This is a genomic window from Hylemonella sp. GW821-FHT12C09 (assembly GCF_058807395.1).
This window is the reverse complement of the sequence record NZ_JBXAQQ010000005.1, coordinates 59,305-76,289: the sequence shown is the minus strand read 5'-3', so window position 1 is coordinate 76,289 and position 16,985 is coordinate 59,305. Positions and strand designations below refer to the sequence as shown.

The following is a 16,985-nucleotide window of genomic DNA, read 5'->3' as shown; positions in this document are numbered from 1 at the left end:
CCTAATCCTCAAGGTCGTAGCCCACCCGCATGGCCTCGGCCAGCGAAGTTCGCCCCTGGCGCACGAGTTCCAGCGCATGGTGCGTCAGTGTCTGCCCTTCCATGCGAGTGCGTGCGGCCTGCAGAAAGGCGGCCGGGTCGGAGCGACTGGCCGACTGCGTCAGCTCGGCGTCCATCTCCAGCATCTCGTAGACACCCTGGCGACCGGCGTAGCCGGTGCCATTGCAGGCCGAGCAGCCGCGACCCAGCCTGGCATGCACGTGCTGCCCCGGCCCCAGCAGGCCGGACAGCCACACAGCCTCTTGCGCATCAGGTTCATGGGGCTCACTGCAGGTCTCGCAGACCAGGCGGACCAGGCGCTGGGCGACGACGGCCTGCAGGGAGGTGGCCACCATATAAGGCGGCACCCCCATGTCCAGCAGGCGAAACGGCGTGCTGGCCGCATCGCGCGTATGCAAGGTGGAGAGCACCAGATGGCCCGTGATGGCAGCGCGCAGGCCGATCTCGGCCGTCTCGGCGTCGCGCATCTCCCCGACCAGGATCACGTCCGGATCCTGGCGCAGGGTCGCACGCAGGACCTTGGCGAAGGAAAGCTCGATCTTTTCGTTGACCTGCACCTGGGTAATGCCGGGCAGGCGGTATTCCACCGGGTCTTCGACCGTGATGATCTTGAGTTCGCTGGAATTGAGTTCGGCCAGTGCGGCATACAGGCTGGTCGTCTTGCCCGAGCCGGTCGGGCCGGTCACCAGGATCAGCCCGGAGGTGCGCCCCAGCAACTGGCGAAAACGTTCCAGCATGGCCGGCGGCATGCCGATACGGTCGAGCTGGCGCACCCCACCATCCAGGCTCAGCAGGCGCATGACCACCGATTCGCCGTAGGTGCTGGGCATGGTGGACAGGCGCACGTCGATGGTCTGGTCCTTCAGGCGCACGCTGAAGCGGCCGTCCTGTGGCAGGCGCTTTTCGGAAATATCCAGGCCGGCCATGAGCTTGATGCGCTGCGCCAGGGCGGCACCGATACGCTTTTCCGCCTGGGTCTGCGTCTGCAGTACGCCGTCGACCCGCACACGGATCTGCAGACCGGACTCCAGGGGTTCGATATGGATGTCCGAGGCACCAACCTGGGTGGCATCCTCGAAGAGCGATTGCAGCAGGCGCACCACGGGCGCGCCCTCGACACCGGCAGAAGCGGTCAGTTCGCCAAAGTCGACGGCATCGCCCAGGTCCTTCTCAAGTGCGCGGGCAAAACCACTGATCTCTTCGGTACGGCGGTACAGGCGATCGCAGGCCAGCGCGAGCTGACTCTCGGGCACGGCCGCAATGCTGATGTTGCGCTTGAGCAGGCGCGTGATTTCGTCGTAGGCAAACAGGTCCAGCGGGTCGGCCATGGCCACCAGCAGGGTGTCCCCTTTGTCTTCCAGCACCAGGGCCCGAAAACGCCTGGCCGCCGACTCCTGCAGGAGTTTGACCACCTCAGCGCGGAAAGGGTAGGTCTTGAGATTGATGAAGGGCACGCGCAGCTGGCGGGCCAGCGCATCCGCGAGTGACTCCTCGGTGATGACGCCGCTCTCGATCAGCAGACGACCGACCTTCTTGCCGGTCTGCTGCTGCAGCTCCAGGGTCTGCTGCAGCTGCTCCAGCGAGATCAGGCGCTGTTGCACCAGCACATCACCCAGGCGCAACTTTTCCGGCCGGCCTGCGGAGGCACGGGCACCGGCGGGCTTGGCCGCGGCTGCAACCGCCATGTTCATGCGTCAGTCCTTGCGTAGCACCATAACTATGAAAATAGTAGCACGGGCGATCCGGTTTGAATCGCCCGCCGGCACACAGAAGCGGCAAATCAGTGCAAATGTCGCGGTTTGCGACCGCCGCCGTGGCCGCCGCCGTGGCCGCCGCCGTGGCCGCCGCCGGAGCCGCGGGGTGGCTTGCCGATCTCGAGTGAGTTGACCAGCGAGTCGAAGCGCTGACCGAACAGGCGATCCACCTCGCTGACCACACCACCGAGTTCGGAGGCGTCGAAGTGACGCTCCATCAGGCTGATCACGTCCTGCACCAGCAGGTCGCGCTGCACCTGCATGATGGCGGCCGGGTTGGGGCCGACGAACATCATCAAGAAATCATCACGCGACTGCGCGCTGGGCTCGGCTTCGTCCTCGTCGAACTCGGTGTCGTAGAAGGTGACTTCGATGGCGGCCCCGGCCTGCGAGAGCTCGTTGAGGTTCATGCACATCTCGTCGAGCGACTGGCGGAAATCCTCGTCACCGATCACGGTCCAGCACAGCTGAAGCACGTGTTCCTGCGCGTCGAAGCGTATGCCCGGCTCGTCTTCGTAGTGACTCGGGGCACCATCCGTCAGCGAGCGGGCCCCGGCGTATTTCCACAAGGGCTTGAGCGTTTCTTCCAGCTGGTCGAAACCGACCTCCGGGCGCAGGAGCACCTGACCATGAACATGGATTTCAAAAGGAGCGTCGTAGCTTGCCATGTCGTTATCTCCGTGCTGCGTTACCGCTTCGCACCACACGCGCCGGGATCGAACCCGCGCGCACAGCGCGCTTCGTCATGACCGCCCTTGGGCGTCCCGGTTCGCGATTGCCAAACTGATACCGTGAAATGAAATTATGGTGCCTCGAGCCGGAATCGAACCGGCACGCCCCATTTCTGGAAGCGGCGGATTTTAAGTCCGCTGTGTCTACCAATTTCACCATCGAGGCCATGCCGCCCTTGCATTGTCCTGCAAATGGCGACAGCGGCCCAAGTGGTCGCGGCGCTTGCGGACAGGGGCACAAAAGCATGTGAAATGGAGCGGGAGAAGAGTCTCGAACTCTCGACCTCAACCTTGGCAAGGTTGCGCTCTACCAACTGAGCTACTCCCGCATGGAGTCTGGAGGCGCGGGCCGGAGTCGAACCGACCTACACGGATTTGCAATCCGGTGCATAACCGCTTTGCTACCGCGCCAGGATTTCGTTGCCACCGGCCTGGGGCCGGCTTTCCTTCAATAAAAAAGGGAAGCAGGCGCTTCCCTTTTTCGGAATCTGGAGCGGGAAAAGAGTCTCGAACTCTCGACCTCAACCTTGGCAAGGTTGCGCTCTACCAACTGAGCTATTCCCGCGTTTCAAGCCTCAAATTATAGCGGCATTTTTTCACTTTTGCAAAAGGCCGCCAAAAATTTTGGTTCAATGCTTGATCGAGTCCTGCACCGGGGCCACAGCCGGGGCCACCGGTGCGGCGACCGCCGGCTCCTCATCCGGCAAAGGCGTGGGCTTGCGCTCCAGCGCGACCTCCAGCACCTTGTCGATCCAGCGCACCGGCACGATGTCCAGGCCGCTCTTCACGTTGTCCGGGATTTCCTGCAGGTCCTTGACGTTCTCCTCGGGGATCAGCACCGTCTTGATGCCGCCGCGCAGCGCCGCCAGCAGCTTTTCCTTCAGGCCGCCGATGGCCGTGACCTCACCGCGCAAGGTGATCTCGCCCGTCATGGCCACGTCGCCGCGCACGGGAATGCCGGTCAACGCCGACACCATGGCCGTCGTCATGGCGGCACCTGCGCTCGGACCATCCTTGGGCGTGGCGCCGTCGGGCACGTGGATGTGCATGTCGCGCTTCTCGAAGTATTCGTCAGGGATGCCCAGTTGGCGGGAACGACTGCGCACCACGGTGCGGGCCGCCTCGACCGACTCCTTCATCACGTCGCCCAATGAGCCGGTGCGGGTGATCACACCCTTGCCCGGCATCAGCGCCGTCTCGATGGTCAGCAGATCGCCGCCGACCTCGGTCCACGCGAGCCCGACCACCTGCCCGACCTGGTTCTGCTGCTCGGCACGGCCATAGCTGAACTTGCGCACGCCCAGATAGTCGTTGAGGTTCTCGGCCGAGACCTTGACCAGCGGCTGCAGTTTCTTGAGCTGCAGGCCCTTCACCACCTTGCGGCAGATCTTGGAGATCTCGCGTTCCAGCGAACGAACGCCCGCCTCGCGGGTGTAGTAGCGCACGATGTCGCGCAGGGCGTCCTCGGCGATCAGCAGTTCTTCTTCCTTGACGCCGTTGTTCTTCAACTGCTTGGGCAGCAGGTAACGCTGGGCAATGTTGACCTTCTCGTCCTCCGTATAACCGGACAGGCGGATCACTTCCATGCGGTCCAGCAGGGCCGGCGGGATGTTCATGGAGTTGGAGGTCGCCACGAACATGACGTCGCTCAGGTCGAAATCGACTTCCACGTAGTGGTCGCCAAACTTGCTGTTCTGCTCCGGATCAAGCACTTCCAGCAGCGCACTGGACGGGTCCCCCCGAAAGTCGGTGCCCAACTTGTCGATCTCATCCAGCAGGAACAGCGGATTGCGTGTGCCGGCCTTGGTCAGGCTCTGCAGCACCTTGCCCGGCATGGCGCCGATATAGGTGCGGCGATGACCGCGGATCTCGGCCTCGTCACGCATGCCGCCCAGGGCCATGCGCACGTACTTGCGCCCGGTGGCCTTGGCCACCGACTGGCCCAGCGAGGTCTTGCCCACGCCCGGCGGGCCGACGAGGCACAGGATGGGCGCCTTGACCTTGTCGACGCGTTGCTGCACAGCAAGATACTCAAGGATGCGGTCTTTGACCTTTTCCAGACCGAAGTGGTCTTCGTTGAGCACCTCTTCGGCATTGGCCAGGTCGTGCTTGATCTTGGTCTTCTTGCTCCAGGGCAGGCCGACCAGGGTGTCGATGTAGTTGCGTACCACGGTCGCTTCGGCCGACATGGGCGACATCAGCTTAAGCTTCTTGAGCTCGGCGTCAGCCTTCTTGCGCGCCTCGGCCGGCATGCGGGCCGCCTTGATCTTTTTCTCGATCTCTTCGATGTCGGCGCCGTCCTCGCCCTCGCCCAGTTCCTTCTGGATGGCCTTGACCTGCTCGTTCAGGTAGAAATCTCGCTGGTTCTTCTCCATCTGGCGCTTGACGCGGCCACGGATGCGCTTGTCGACGTTGAGGATGTCCACCTCGCGCTCGATCTGCTCGAACAGGTTCTCCAGGCGCTCCTTGATGTCGGACAGGCTCAGCACGGCCTGCTTGTTCTCCAGCTTGAGCGGGAGGTGTGCAGCAATGGTGTCGGCCAGGCGACCCGGATCGTCGATGCTGGAGATCGAGGTCAGGATCTCGGGCGGAATCTTCTTGTTGAGCTTGACGTACTGGTCAAACTGCTGCATCACGGCCCGGCGCAGAGCCTCGATCTCGCTGGTCTGCTTGTGTTCGCCTGCGCCCGCCTCGGCAGGGGCCTGCACCGGCGTAACGGTGGCGGTGAAATGCGTGTCGCCGTCGATGATCTTGTCGACCAGGGCACGCTGTTGCCCTTCGACCAGCACCTTCACGGTGCCGTCGGGCAGCTTGAGCATCTGCAGGATGGTGGACACGCAGCCGACTTCGAACATGTCGGAGACTTGCGGCTCGTCCTTGGCGGCGGCTTTCTGCGCCACCAGCATGATGCGGCGCTCGGCCTCCATGGCCGACTCAAGCGCCTTGATGCTTTTGGGGCGGCCCACGAAGAGCGGGATCACCATGTGCGGGAAGATCACGACATCGCGCAGCGGCAAGAGCGGCAACTCGATGGGCGTGGCAGGCAGAGGGGTATGACCGGACATGGGTAAACCTTTAGTTGACCTGTTGAATATGGATTGCGAATGGGAATTTTCAACCCGGCTTTGATTATGAGACGGGCTGTTAGGTCAAATCCATGAAGGTGGGGCAGGAAAACCCGCTGGTTCAGGCCTTTTTGGCGGCCTCGCGATACACCAGCAGGGGCGGCTTGTTTTCCTCGATGGTGGATTCATCCACCACCACGCGCTCCACATTGTTCATGCTGGGCAGCTCGAACATGGTGTCGATCAGGGACTGCTCCAGGATGGAACGCAGGCCACGGGCACCGGTCTTGCGGGCCAGGGCCTTGCGGGCAATGGCCTTGAGCGCGGCCGGGCGTATCTCCAGGTCGACGCCCTCCATGGCGAAAAGCTTGGCGTACTGTTTGACCAGGGCGTTCTTCGGCTCGGTCAGGATCTGCACCATCGCGTCCTCAGACAATTCGGCCAGGGTCGCGACCACCGGCATGCGGCCGACCAGCTCCGGTATCAGGCCGAACTTGATCAGGTCCTCGGGCTCGACATCCTTGAACACCTCGGTCAGGCTGCGCTGCTGCTTGCTCTTGACGGCGGCACCGAAGCCAATGCCCGAGGATTCGGTACGGTTCTCGATCACCTTCTCCAGGCCGGCAAAGGCGCCGCCGCAGATGAAGAGGATGTTGGTGGTGTCGATCTGGATGAAATCCTGGTTCGGGTGCTTGCGCCCGCCCTGCGGCGGCACGCTGGCCATGGTGCCTTCGATGAGCTTGAGCAGGGCCTGCTGCACGCCTTCGCCCGACACGTCACGCGTGATGGAGGGGTTGTCGGACTTGCGCGAGATCTTGTCGATCTCGTCGATGTAGACGATGCCGCGCTGGGCGCGATCGACCTCGTAGTTGCAGCTTTGCAGCAGCTTGGCAATGATGTTCTCGACGTCCTCGCCCACATAACCGGCTTCGGTCAGCGTGGTGGCGTCGGCCATCACAAAAGGCACGTTGAGCTGGCGTGCCAGCGTCTGGGCCAGCAGCGTCTTGCCCGAGCCCGTGGGGCCGATCAGCAGGATGTTGCTCTTGGCCAGCTCCACCTCATCCTTGCGCGCGGATTCCTTGTGCTGCAGCCGCTTGTAATGGTTGTAGACCGCCACCGCCAGCGTGCGCTTGGCGGGCTCCTGGCCGATCACGTAGTTGTCCAGGTTGAGCTTGATCTCGGAAGGGATGGGCAGGTTGCCGCGCCCATCGGCCGACTCGGTGCTGGCCGGCAACTCGTCACGGATGATCTCGTTGCACAGTTCGATGCATTCGTCGCAGACGAACACCGAAGGGCCGGCAATCAGCTTCTTGACCTCGTGCTGGCTCTTGCCGCAGAAAGAGCAGTACAAGGTTTTTTCGCTGGTCGTGCCTTTTTTGTCGGCCATGGGAGGAACGCCTTTTCGGTGTTTTACCGAATCTATGATAACCATGCGGCGCCCGCCCCGACCACGGGGCTGGCGCCAGAAAACAACAGCCTCAGAACCGGCTCACCCTCAGGGGCGCTTGGCGATGACCTGGTCGACCAGGCCATAGTCCTTGGCTTCGTCGGCCGAAAGGTAATAGTCCCGCTCGGTGTCGCGCTCGATCTTGTCCAGCGGCTGGCCGGTGCGCTCGGCCAGGATCTTGTTGAGCTGCTCGCGGGTCTTGAGGATCTCGCGGGCATGGATCTCGATCTCGGTGGCCTGGCCCTGGGTCCCGCCCAGCGGCTGGTGGATCATGACCTTGGAGTTGGGCAGCGAGAAGCGCTTGCCCTTGGCACCTGCGGCCAGCAGGAAGGCCCCCATGCTGGCGGCCATGCCCACGCACAGTGTGGACACGTCGGGTTTGATGAAGTTCATGGTGTCGAAGATCGCCATGCCGGCGCTGACCGAGCCACCGGGCGAGTTGATGTAAAACGAGATGTCCTTGTCCGGGTTCTCGCTCTCCAGGAACAACAGCTGGGCCACCACGAGATTGGCGGTCTGGTCATTGACCGGACCGACCAGGAAGACCACACGCTCCTTGAGCAGACGGGAATAGATGTCGTAGGAGCGTTCGCCACGGCCGGACTGCTCGATCACCATCGGGATCATGCCGAGGGCCTGGGTGTCCAGGGCGCCGTTATAGGCGGGGTTGCGCAAGTTCATGTTCTCTCCAATTTACGAGCCTAACTGTACCGAAAATTTGTAGCCCAAAAGCAAGTGGGGCCTGTCACCCGGACTGCAAGCCCGGAACAAGCCCCACACGCAGTAAGGGTTCAAACCGTGATCAGGCCTGGCCCATCAGTTCGTCGAAGGAAATCGCCTTTTCACTGACCTTGGCCTTGGACAGCACAAAGTCGGTAACGTTGTTCTCGATCACCACGGCTTCGACCTCGGCCATGCGGCGGTTGTCGCCGAGATACCAGCGCTTCACGTCTTCCGGACGCTCGTAGCTGGCGGCCAGTTCGTCCACATGGGCCTTGATCTGATCCGGGGTGGCGTGCAGGTTGTTCACACGCACGAGTTCAGCCACCACCAGGCCCAGGCGCACACGGCGCTCGGCCTGCGGCTGGAACATTTCGCCGGGGATCGGAGCCTTGTCGGCGTCCTTGATGCCACGCTGCTTGAGGTCTTCGCGCGCGCCTTCGACCATGCGGTCGATCTCGGCCTGCACGATGGACTTGGGCAGGTCCAGCTCGGCCTTGGCCACCAGGGCGTCCATGACGGCCTGCTTGTTGCGGGCGGCCAGGCGCGACTTGACCTCGCGCTCCAGGTTCTTCTTGATGTCGGCGTTCAGGGCCGCCACGGTGCCTTCGGCCACGCCCAGGGACTTGGCCAGGGCGTCATTGACTTCAGGCAGATGAGCCGCTTCGATCTTCTTCACGGTCACCAGGAAGTCAGCGGTCTTGCCGGCCACGTCCTGGCCATGGTAGTCAGCCGGGAAAGCGAGGGGGAAAGTCTTGCTTTCGCCGGACTTCATGCCGCGCACGGCGTCTTCGAATTCCTTGAGCATCTGGCCTTCGCCGACCAGGAACTGGAAGTCTTCGGCCTTGCCGCCGGCAAAGGGCTCGCCGTCGATCTTGCCTTCGAAGTCGATCGTCACACGGTCGCCGTCCTGGGCGGCGGTGTCCATGGCCCGCTGGGCAAAGGTGCGGCGCTGCTTGCGCAGGATGTCCAGGGTCTTCTGGATGGCGCTCTCGCTCACCTCGGAATTCAGCTTCTCGATCTCGGCGCCGGCCAGGTCGCCGATCTTGACTTCCGGATAGACCTCGAACACGGCATCGAAGCTCACTTCGCCGGCCGGTGCACCCTCCTTCTCGGTGATGCTGGGCTGGCCTGCGACGCGCAGCTTGGCTTCGTTGGCGGCCAAGGCAAAGGCCTCGCCGACCTTGTCGTTCAGCACTTCGTAGTGCACGGAGTAACCGTAGCGCTGGGTCACCACGTTCATCGGCACCTTGCCGGGACGGAAACCGTCCATCTTGACGGTGCGGGCCAGCTTCTTGAGGCGCGTCTCGACTTCGGACTGGATGGCTGCCAGCGGCAGGCTCAGGGTGATCTTGCGCTCGAGCTTCTCGAGGGTTTCAACGGTAACGGCCATGATGACTCACTCCAATCAATTCAAAAACGGGGTCGGCCCACAGGCTAGTCTGCGGCCGGACTGGTGCGCGGGGGGGGACTCGAACCCCCACACCATTGCTGGCGTCAGGACCTAAACCTGGTGCGTCTACCAATTTCGCCACCCGCGCGGGTCCAAACAAAAGGGGAGGTCCGACAGACCTCCCCGTGAAATCGGTCAACCGGGTATTTTAACCCGGCCAGGAGACCGCCGTTTCATCTCAAACCAGGCAACACCGGTGTTTCGCGCTTCACGCGAAACCATGCGGGTCTGGCGCTGCGCGCTGGCCCCGCGGGCGGACTTAAGGTAGCGCCGGTGTTTCGCGCTTCACGCGAAACCATGCGGCGTACATCGCCGGCAGGGCCAGGAGGGTCAGCACGGTGGCGACGATCAGGCCGCCCATGATGGCCACGGCCATGGGGCCCCAGAACACCGAACGCGACAGCGGGATCATGGCCAGCACGGCGGCGGCGGCGGTCAGCACGATGGGGCGCAGACGGCGCACGGCGGACTCCACGATGGCGTCCCAGGCCGGGATGCCGGCTGCGCGGTCCTGCTCGATCTGGTCGATCAGGATCACCGAGTTGCGCTGGATCATGCCCATGAGGGCGATCACGCCGAGCAGGGCCACGAAGCCGAAGGGACGGTTGAGTACCAGCAGCGCGCCAGCCACCCCGGCCAGGCCCAGGGGGCCGGTCAGGAACACCAGCATGGCGCGGCTGAAGCTCTGCAATTGCAGCATCAGCAGCGTGAAGGTGATGAAGAGCATCAGGGGCATGCCAGCAGCGATCGAGCCCGTGCCCTTGCTGCTCTCCTCCACCGCCCCGGCCACTTCGATGCGGTAGCCATTGAGACCCGCGGCATGCCATTGGGACTCCAGAGCGCGCAGCGAGGGCAGCAGTTCGGCCGTCAAGGTGGCACCCTGCATGCCTTCCACGGCGTCGGACTGCACGGTGATGCCGAACTCGCGGTTCTCCCGCCACATCACGCCCGGCTCCCAGGTGAACACCGGCTTGGCGATCTGCGTCAGCGGGATGGAACGGCCGCTGCTGGTCGGTAGGTAGGCGTTGGCCAGGTCGGTCAGGGCGTTGCGCTCGTCCAGGGGCTGGCGCAGCACGATGTCGATCAGCTTGTCGCCCTCGCGGTACTGGCCCACGTTCTGGCCGGCCAGCAGGGTCCGTGAGGCCTGGGCGATCGACTGGCTGCTCACGCCCAGCGCGCGCGCCTTGGCCTGGTCGACCTCCAGGCGCAACACCTTGACCGATTCGTTCCAGTTGTCGTTGACGCCGCGCGTGTTGGCGCTCTCGCGCATCACGGCCTTGACCTCGTCGGCGCGCGCGCGCAGCACGGCCGGATCGGCACCGACCACGCGGAACTGCACCGGATAGGGCACCGGCGGCCCATTGGGCAGCAGCTTGACGCGGCCACGCGCCTCCGGGAATTCCTGGGCCAACAGGGCCGGCAGCTGCACGCGCAGGGTTTCACGCGTCTTGAGGTCTTTGGGCAGGACAATGAATTGCGAGACATTGGTCTGCGGGAAGACCTGGTCCAGCGGCAGGTAAAAACGCGGCACACCCGAACCCACCCAGGTGCTCACCGCATTCACCCCCGTCAGGGCGAGCAGGCGTTTTTCGACGCGTTGTGTCGTTTCCTCGTTGGCAGCAAAGGACGTGCCCTCGGGGAACCAGAGGTCGACCAGGATTTCCGGCCGGCTCGAATCGGGGAAGAACTGCTGCTGCACCTTGCCCATGCCGGCAATGCCCAGCGCAAAGGTCAGAACAGTGGTACCGATGGTGAGCCAGCGGTGCTCGACGCACCAGTCCACGGTCTTGCGAAAGCGGCTGTAGAAGGGGCTGTCGAACAATTCATGCGGCTGGTCTCCAGCGGCATGGGGCTTGGCCTTGAGCAGCAGCGTGCCCAGATAGGGCACGAAATAGACCGAGACGATCCAGCTCAGCACCAGCGCCAGCGCGGTGACACCGAAGATGGCGAAGGTGTACTCGCCCACGGCAGACTTGGCCATGCCGATGGGCAGGAAACCGGCGGCGGTGATCAACGTGCCGGTCAGCATGGGCATGGCCGTGATCTCGTAGGCGAAGGTGGCGGCGCGCACCTTGTCGTAGCCCTCCTCCATCTTGCGCACCATCATCTCCACGGCAATGATGGCGTCGTCCACCAGCAGGCCCAGGGCGATGATCAGCGAGCCCAGCGAGATCTTGTGCAGGCCGATGCCCCAGTACTGCATTCCCAGAAAGGTCAGGGCCAGCACCAGGGGAATGGTGATGCCCACCACCAGGCCGGGGCGCATGTCCACGTAATAGCGTTTCCAGAGCGGCAGATGGGCAGCCCCCTGGTGCTTGTGCAGGCCCAGGCTGATGAAGCTGACCACCAGCACGATGAGAACCGCCTCGATCAGCACGCCGACGAATTCGTTGACCGAGGTGGAAACGGCCCTGGGCTGGTCTTGCAGCTGCACCAGCTGGATACCGGCCGGCAGGGTCTTTTCGATGCGGTCCGTGGTCTTGCGCAGCGACTTGCCCAGGGCGATGATGTCCCCGCCCTTGGCCATGGAGATGCCCAAGGCGATGACCTGCTTGCCCTGGTGCCGCACCTTGATGGCGGCCGGGTCCACATAACCGCGCTTGATCTCGGCAATGTCGCCCAGGCGCAGCTGGTTGCCCGTGCTGCCGCGGATGGGCATGGCGCGCAACTGCGCCACGGCCTCGAACTGGCCGGCCACCCGCACCTGCACCACGTCCAGCGGCGTCTGCACCGCGCCGGCACTCTCGACCGCGTTCTGCTGGCCCAGCTGGGCCAACACCTGGTTCAGGTCCAGGCCGAGCTGCGAGAGGCGCTTTTGCGAGATCTCGATGTAGAGCTTCTCGTCCTGCACCCCGAACAGCTCCACCTTGGCCACATCGGGCACGCGCAACAGCTGCTGGCGCACCTCGTCGGCAAAGACTTTCACTTCGGCATCGCTGAAACCGTCGGACTCCAGCGCGTAGATCACGCCGTAGACGTCGCCGAACTCATCGTTGAAAAAAGGCCCCTGGATGCCGCCAGGCAGCGTGCCCCGCATGTCGCCGATCTTCTTGCGCACCGTGTACCAGGTGTTGGCCACCACGGCCGCCTGGGTCGAGTCCTTGAGCTGGAAGATGATCTGCGACTCACCCGGCTTGGAGTAGCTGCGGATCTTGTCGGCCCCGGGCACTTCCTGCAGCGTGCGCTCGAGTTTGTCGGTGACCTGCTCGGCCACCTGCTGCGCCGTGGCGCCGGGCCAGTAGGTGCGCACCACCATGGCACGGAAGGTGAAGGGCGGATCCTCGTCCTGGCCCAGCTGGAAATAGGCCACGAAGCCCAGCACCATGAGCACGAGCAGCAGGTAACGCGTGAGCGCGGGATGCTCGATGGCCCAGCGCGAGAGATTGAAGCTCTGCGATTCCTGTTCTTTGGAACTCATGCGCGCCTCACTTGCTGACAGTCGAAGGCGCGGCTGCGGAGCCGATCGTGGCGTCGACGGCGGTCTGCGGCAGGCTGGTCAGCGTACTGGCCGACTTCTCGCGATAGATCGTCACCTTCTGCCCGGGGGAGAGCACGTGCACGCCCGCCGACACCACCAATTGGCCGTCCTGCAGACCGGCAGCCACCACCGCCTCGTTGCCATCGGCCGTGGCGATTTGTATCGCTTGCGACGCGACCGTCATGGTCTTGGGGTCCAGCACCCAGACCGCCGTGGTCTGGCCGTCCTGGCGCAAGGCGCTGGTCGGCAGCTTGATGGCCGCCACGCGTTGTTCGCTGCGCAACTTGGGGAAGACCGTGACGGTCGCGCCCAGGGGCGGTGGCTGCCGGCCTTCCAGGGCCACCTTGACCTGGTAAGTGCGCGTCACCGGGTCGGCACTGGCCGAGACCTCGCGCACACGGCCGGCCAGCTGGGTCTGGCCGGGCCAGACCCGCACATCCACCGCGCTGCCCTGGCGCATGACGGCCAGCTTGTCCTCCGGTACCGCAAAGACCGCATCGCGCGGGCCATCCTGGGCCACCCGCACCACCGGCAAGCCGGCGCTGACCACTTGGCCGGGCTCGGCTTCCACAGCCGTCACCACGCCGGCCGCGTCGGCCACCAGGGTCGTGTAGCTGCCCTGGTTGCGCTGCGAGGCCAGTTGGGCCTGGGCCTGGTCGACCTGGGCCTGGGCCGCCTTGAGCGCCGCATCGCGCCGCTCGAGCTCGGCGCCACTGATGAAGTTCTGTTCGCGCAGTTCCTTGAAACGCTTGAAATCCGCGGCGGCCAGGTCGCGGTTGGTCACGGCGGCTCCCATCTGGGCCTGGGCCGCGTCGGTCGCCAGGCGGTAATCCTGCGGATCCAACCGGGCCAGCACCTGGCCGGCCTTCACGCGCTGGCCCAGTTCAACCTCACGGCTGACCAGCTTGCCCGCCACCCGGAAGCCCAGGCGCGACTCGATGCGCGGGCGCACTTCACCCGAAAATTCCTGGGTGGCGTTCAGGCTGGCAGGGCGCACGGTCATGATCTTGACGGCCCGCACCGGCTCTTCGGGCGGTGCCGCCTTGGAGCAGGCGAGCAAGGTCAAGGCGGCCATCGGCAGCATTGCCGCCCAGGCGGCGCGCCTGGACCAGTGGGGGCGTGTATCGGACATGGCAGGGATTCCGGAAGTGAGTTTTTAATTAATAACCGATGGGTCAGTAATCTAGGTAAAAACCCGATCTATGTCAAGCCGGGCGAAAATCCACGGCGTGAACAAGCCCATCTCCCCCCAGCCCGTTGAGCATTACGAGAACTTTCCCGTCGCTTCCTGGCTGTGCCCGCCGCGGCTGCGCCCGCACATCGCCGCCATCTACCACTACGCCCGCACCGCCGACGACATCGCCGACGAAGGCGAGGCCACGGCCCAACAGCGCCTGGACGACCTGAGCGCCTACCGGCAGGACCTGCTGGCCCTGGCCCAGGGTCAGCCCCCCAGTGGACGCTGGCCGCAGGTCTTCGGCCCGCTGGCCGCCATGCTGCGGGAATTCCAACTGCCCGTGCCCCTGCTGGACGATCTGCTCGACGCCTTTGCCCAGGATGTGCGCAAGACACGCGACCAGGCCAGCTACGCCGACCCGGCTGAATTGCTGGACTACTGCCGCCGCTCGGCCAACCCGGTGGGCCGCCTGCTGCTGCACCTCTATGGCCTGCACGACGCGGCCGCGCTGCGCGAGAGTGATGCCATCTGCAGCGCCCTGCAGCTCATCAACTTCTGGCAGGACCTGAGCCGCGACATTCCGCGCGGCCGCCACTACCTGACGGACGCAGATTGCGCCGCCCACGGCGTGTTACGCACGGAACTGGCCACCCTCACACCGACGCCCGCCATCCTGGCCCTGATCGCCTCGCAGATCCACGCTGCACGCGCCCTCATGCAGCAAGGCGCCCCCCTGGTGCATCGCATCCCGGGCCGCGCCGGCTGGGAACTGCGTCTGGTGGTGCAAGGCGGCCTGCGTATCCTGGACAGGATCGAGGCCCTGGGCTTCAACAGCCTGCAGCATCGCCCCACGGTCGGCGCTGCCGACGCCCCGCTGCTCCTCTGGCGCAGCCTGTGGATGTGAAGCCAGTGGACAATCACGCCATGACGCCCGAGCATTACGTCCAGCAAAAAGCCGCCGCCTCCGGCAGCAGCTTCTACTACGCCTTCCTCTTCCTGCCCAAGCCGCGCCGCGCGGCCATCACGGCCTTCTACGCCTTTTGCCGAGAGGTGGACGATGTGGTGGATGAGGTGTCCGACCCCGGCGTGGCCCAGACCAAGCTGGCCTGGTGGGAAGCCGAAGTGAGCCGCGCCTATGCGGGGCAGCCCACCCACCCGGTGCTGCAGGCCCTGATGCCGCACACCGCCGTGTACGGCATCGAGGCACGCCATCTGCTGGCCGTGATCGAAGGCTGCCGGATGGACCTGCAGCAGACCCGCTACCTGGACTACCCGGCCCTGCAGCGCTATTGCCACCTGGTGGCGGGCGTGGTGGGCGAAGTGGCGGCGCGCATCTTCGGCCAGACCCAGGAGCAGACCACGCGCTACGCCCACACCCTGGGCCTGGCCTTCCAGCTGACCAACATCATCCGCGACGTCGGCGAAGACGCACTGCGCGGTCGCATCTACCTGCCGGTCAACGAGCTGCAGCAGTTCGAGGTCAAGGCGCACGAGCTGCTCAAGCGCCAGCACTCGGAGCGTTTCGCAGCCTTGATGAAGTTCCAGGCGCAGCGTGCCCACAGCCTCTACGACGAGGCCCTGGCCCTGCTGCCCGAGGTCGACCGCCGCGCGCAGAAGCCGGGCCTGATGATGGCCAGCATCTACCGCACCCTGCTGCGCGAGATCGAGCGCGACAACTTCCAGGTGCTGCACCAGCGCATCAGCCTCACGCCGCTGCGCAAGCTCTGGCTGGCCTGGCGCGTGCAGGCGCTGGGGAAGATGTGAAACTTGCCATCGTCGGCGCCGGCTGGGCCGGCATGGCCGCGGCGGTGGCCGCAACACGGGCAGGTCATGAGGTCACCGTGTTTGAAGCCGCCCGCACCCTCGGAGGAAGAGCGCGCGGCCTCGAGGGCCGCCTGCCGGATGGACCTCGCGTCGCCCTGGACAACGGCCAGCACATCCTGATCGGCGCCTACACCGAGACACTGCGCCTGATGCGAGAGGTGGGTGTGGACACGCAGACCGCGCTGCAACGCCTGCCCCTGACCCTGAAGTTTCCCGACGGCGCCGGCCTGCAGCTGCCGAGCCTGCCCGTGCCGCTGGACGTGCTGGCCGGCATCCTGCGTAACGGCAGCTGGCCGCTGCCCGAGCGACTGGGCCTGTTGCGCGCCGCCCTCGGCTGGAAACTGCGGGGTTTCGAGTGCGAGGCGCAACTGTCGGTGGCCGATCTGTGCCGCAAGCTCGGCTCCCATGTGATGCAGGAACTGATCGAACCGCTGTGCGTGTCGGCCCTGAACACCCCCGCCCACCAGGCCAGCGCCCAGGTCTTCCTGCGCGTGCTGCGCGATGCGCTGTTCGGCGTGCGCGGCGGCTCGCAACTGCTGCTGCCGCGCATCGATCTGTCGGCCCTCTTCCCGCAGGCCGCCGCACGCTGGCTGGCGCAGCGAGGTACCAGCGTGCAAACCGGCACGCGCATCAGCACCCTGCAGTCCGGGGACGGCCGCTGGAGGCTCGACGGCCAGGGCTTTGACGGCGTGCTGCTGGCCTGTCCGTCGACCGAGGCGGCGCGCCTGGTCGACGGCGCCGCAGGACTCCAGGCGGAACCCGCGGCCTTGCAGGCCTGGGCGGCCAGCGCCGCTGCGCTGCACTTCGAAGCCATCACCACCGTCTATGCCTGGGCCGCAGAGGCCCGGTTGCCGGCCCCCCTGCTGGCCCTGCGACACGACACTCACCATCCAGCGCAATTCGTCTTCGACCGCGGCCAGCTCGACGGATCAACCGGCCTGCTGGCCTTCGTGGTCAGTGCCAGCCGGGGAGAACGCGAAACGATCCAGGCCCAGGTCCTGCAACAGGCCTGCAGCCAACTGGGCCTGGACCTGCAGGCCGTACAGACCGTGGTCGAGAAACGCGCCACCTTTGCCTGCACGCCCGCCCTGCAACGCCCTGCACAAACCATTGCGTCGGGCCTGCTGGCCTGCGGCGACTATGTCGCAGGCCCCTACCCCGCCACCCTCGAAGGTGCGGTGCGCAGCGGCCTGGCGGCCGCACAGGCCATGGCAGGTGCTACAAAGCACCTAAGCAGACCTGCGGCAACGCAAGTGAACCCAGAGCAGCACCGCTGA

The 16,985-nt window shown here is 65.0% G+C and carries 11 protein-coding genes and 5 tRNA genes; 3 read left to right on the top strand and 13 right to left on the bottom strand.

Translation table 11 applies throughout. The features are described 5' to 3' along the window. Position 1: 1 nt before the first annotated feature. From AC1RRP_RS09905 to AC1RRP_RS09845, 13 genes are all read right to left on the bottom strand, one after another. The gene (locus tag AC1RRP_RS09905; protein WP_493035655.1) at positions 2-1,750 is read right to left on the bottom strand and encodes a GspE/PulE family protein; all 1,749 of its coding nucleotides are present in this window, start codon (positions 1,748-1,750) and stop codon (positions 2-4) included. 89 nt (positions 1,751-1,839) lie between these two features. Then, on the bottom strand, positions 1,840-2,481 hold the full coding sequence (locus tag AC1RRP_RS09900) for a DUF6806 family protein (RefSeq protein ID WP_493035653.1): 642 nt from the start codon (positions 2,479-2,481) through the stop codon (positions 1,840-1,842). Between the two features lie 137 nt (positions 2,482-2,618). Continuing rightward, positions 2,619-2,710, bottom strand: a tRNA-Leu gene (locus tag AC1RRP_RS09895). An 87-nt stretch (positions 2,711-2,797) separates the two neighbouring features. Continuing rightward, a tRNA-Gly gene (locus AC1RRP_RS09890) sits at positions 2,798-2,873 on the bottom strand. Positions 2,874-2,881: 8 nt separating this feature from the next. After that, a tRNA-Cys gene (locus tag AC1RRP_RS09885) sits at positions 2,882-2,955 on the bottom strand. 78 nt (positions 2,956-3,033) lie between these two features. Beyond that, positions 3,034-3,109: transfer RNA gene (locus AC1RRP_RS09880), tRNA-Gly, on the bottom strand. A 64-nt stretch (positions 3,110-3,173) separates the two neighbouring features. Further along, positions 3,174-5,609: an endopeptidase La gene (lon, locus tag AC1RRP_RS09875; RefSeq protein WP_493035650.1), complete on the bottom strand. Its 2,436-nt coding sequence runs from the start codon at positions 5,607-5,609 to the stop codon at positions 3,174-3,176. Between the two features lie 121 nt (positions 5,610-5,730). After that, entirely contained in the window at positions 5,731-6,996 is a 1,266-nt protein-coding gene (gene clpX, locus AC1RRP_RS09870; RefSeq protein ID WP_493035648.1) for an ATP-dependent Clp protease ATP-binding subunit ClpX, read from the bottom strand. 108 nt (positions 6,997-7,104) lie between these two features. Continuing rightward, positions 7,105-7,737 (bottom strand): ATP-dependent Clp endopeptidase proteolytic subunit ClpP, encoded by a 633-nt coding sequence (clpP, locus tag AC1RRP_RS09865; RefSeq protein ID WP_305791365.1) that lies wholly within the window; start codon positions 7,735-7,737, stop codon positions 7,105-7,107. A 121-nt stretch (positions 7,738-7,858) separates the two neighbouring features. Beyond that, positions 7,859-9,169 (bottom strand): trigger factor, encoded by a 1,311-nt coding sequence (tig, locus tag AC1RRP_RS09860; protein ID WP_493035646.1) that lies wholly within the window; start codon positions 9,167-9,169, stop codon positions 7,859-7,861. A 61-nt stretch (positions 9,170-9,230) separates the two neighbouring features. Then, positions 9,231-9,317: transfer RNA gene (locus AC1RRP_RS09855), tRNA-Leu, on the bottom strand. Between the two features lie 171 nt (positions 9,318-9,488). Further along, positions 9,489-12,647, bottom strand: a complete 3,159-nt coding sequence (locus AC1RRP_RS09850) for an efflux RND transporter permease subunit (RefSeq protein WP_493035644.1) — start codon at positions 12,645-12,647, stop codon at positions 9,489-9,491. A 7-nt stretch (positions 12,648-12,654) separates the two neighbouring features. Further along, positions 12,655-13,839: an efflux RND transporter periplasmic adaptor subunit gene (locus AC1RRP_RS09845; protein WP_493035642.1), complete on the bottom strand. Its 1,185-nt coding sequence runs from the start codon at positions 13,837-13,839 to the stop codon at positions 12,655-12,657. 70 nt (positions 13,840-13,909) lie between these two features. Between AC1RRP_RS09845 and hpnC the strand changes: the two genes are divergently transcribed. From hpnC to hpnE, 3 genes are read left to right on the top strand one after another with little or no spacing between them, the layout of a single operon-like run. After that, on the top strand, positions 13,910-14,788 hold the full coding sequence (gene hpnC / locus AC1RRP_RS09840; protein ID WP_493035640.1) for a squalene synthase HpnC: 879 nt from the start codon (positions 13,910-13,912) through the stop codon (positions 14,786-14,788). A 20-nt stretch (positions 14,789-14,808) separates the two neighbouring features. Beyond that, a complete protein-coding gene (hpnD, locus tag AC1RRP_RS09835; protein WP_493035638.1) occupies positions 14,809-15,648 on the top strand; it encodes a presqualene diphosphate synthase HpnD in 840 nt (279 codons plus the stop codon). Further along, positions 15,645-16,985, top strand: a complete 1,341-nt coding sequence (gene hpnE / locus AC1RRP_RS09830; protein ID WP_493035636.1) for a hydroxysqualene dehydroxylase HpnE — start codon at positions 15,645-15,647, stop codon at positions 16,983-16,985. Before hpnD ends, hpnE begins: the two co-directional genes overlap by 4 nt.

Bases quoted from the DNA above. Each gene is read 5' to 3' on its own strand.
- AC1RRP_RS09905 (WP_493035655.1), bottom strand. From the start codon at position 1,750: ATGAACATGGCGGTTGCAGCCGCGGCCAAGCCCGCCGGTGCCCGTGCC.
- hpnD (WP_493035638.1), top strand. From the start codon at position 14,809: ATGACGCCCGAGCATTACGTCCAGCAAAAAGCCGCCGCCTCCGGCAGC.
- lon (WP_493035650.1), bottom strand. From the start codon at position 5,609: ATGTCCGGTCATACCCCTCTGCCTGCCACGCCCATCGAGTTGCCGCTC.
- hpnC (WP_493035640.1), top strand. From the start codon at position 13,910: ATGTCAAGCCGGGCGAAAATCCACGGCGTGAACAAGCCCATCTCCCCC.
- AC1RRP_RS09900 (WP_493035653.1), bottom strand. From the start codon at position 2,481: ATGGCAAGCTACGACGCTCCTTTTGAAATCCATGTTCATGGTCAGGTG.
- tig (WP_493035646.1), bottom strand. From the start codon at position 9,169: ATGGCCGTTACCGTTGAAACCCTCGAGAAGCTCGAGCGCAAGATCACC.
- clpP (WP_305791365.1), bottom strand. From the start codon at position 7,737: ATGAACTTGCGCAACCCCGCCTATAACGGCGCCCTGGACACCCAGGCC.
- AC1RRP_RS09850 (WP_493035644.1), bottom strand. From the start codon at position 12,647: ATGAGTTCCAAAGAACAGGAATCGCAGAGCTTCAATCTCTCGCGCTGG.
- AC1RRP_RS09845 (WP_493035642.1), bottom strand. From the start codon at position 13,839: ATGTCCGATACACGCCCCCACTGGTCCAGGCGCGCCGCCTGGGCGGCA.
- clpX (WP_493035648.1), bottom strand. From the start codon at position 6,996: ATGGCCGACAAAAAAGGCACGACCAGCGAAAAAACCTTGTACTGCTCT.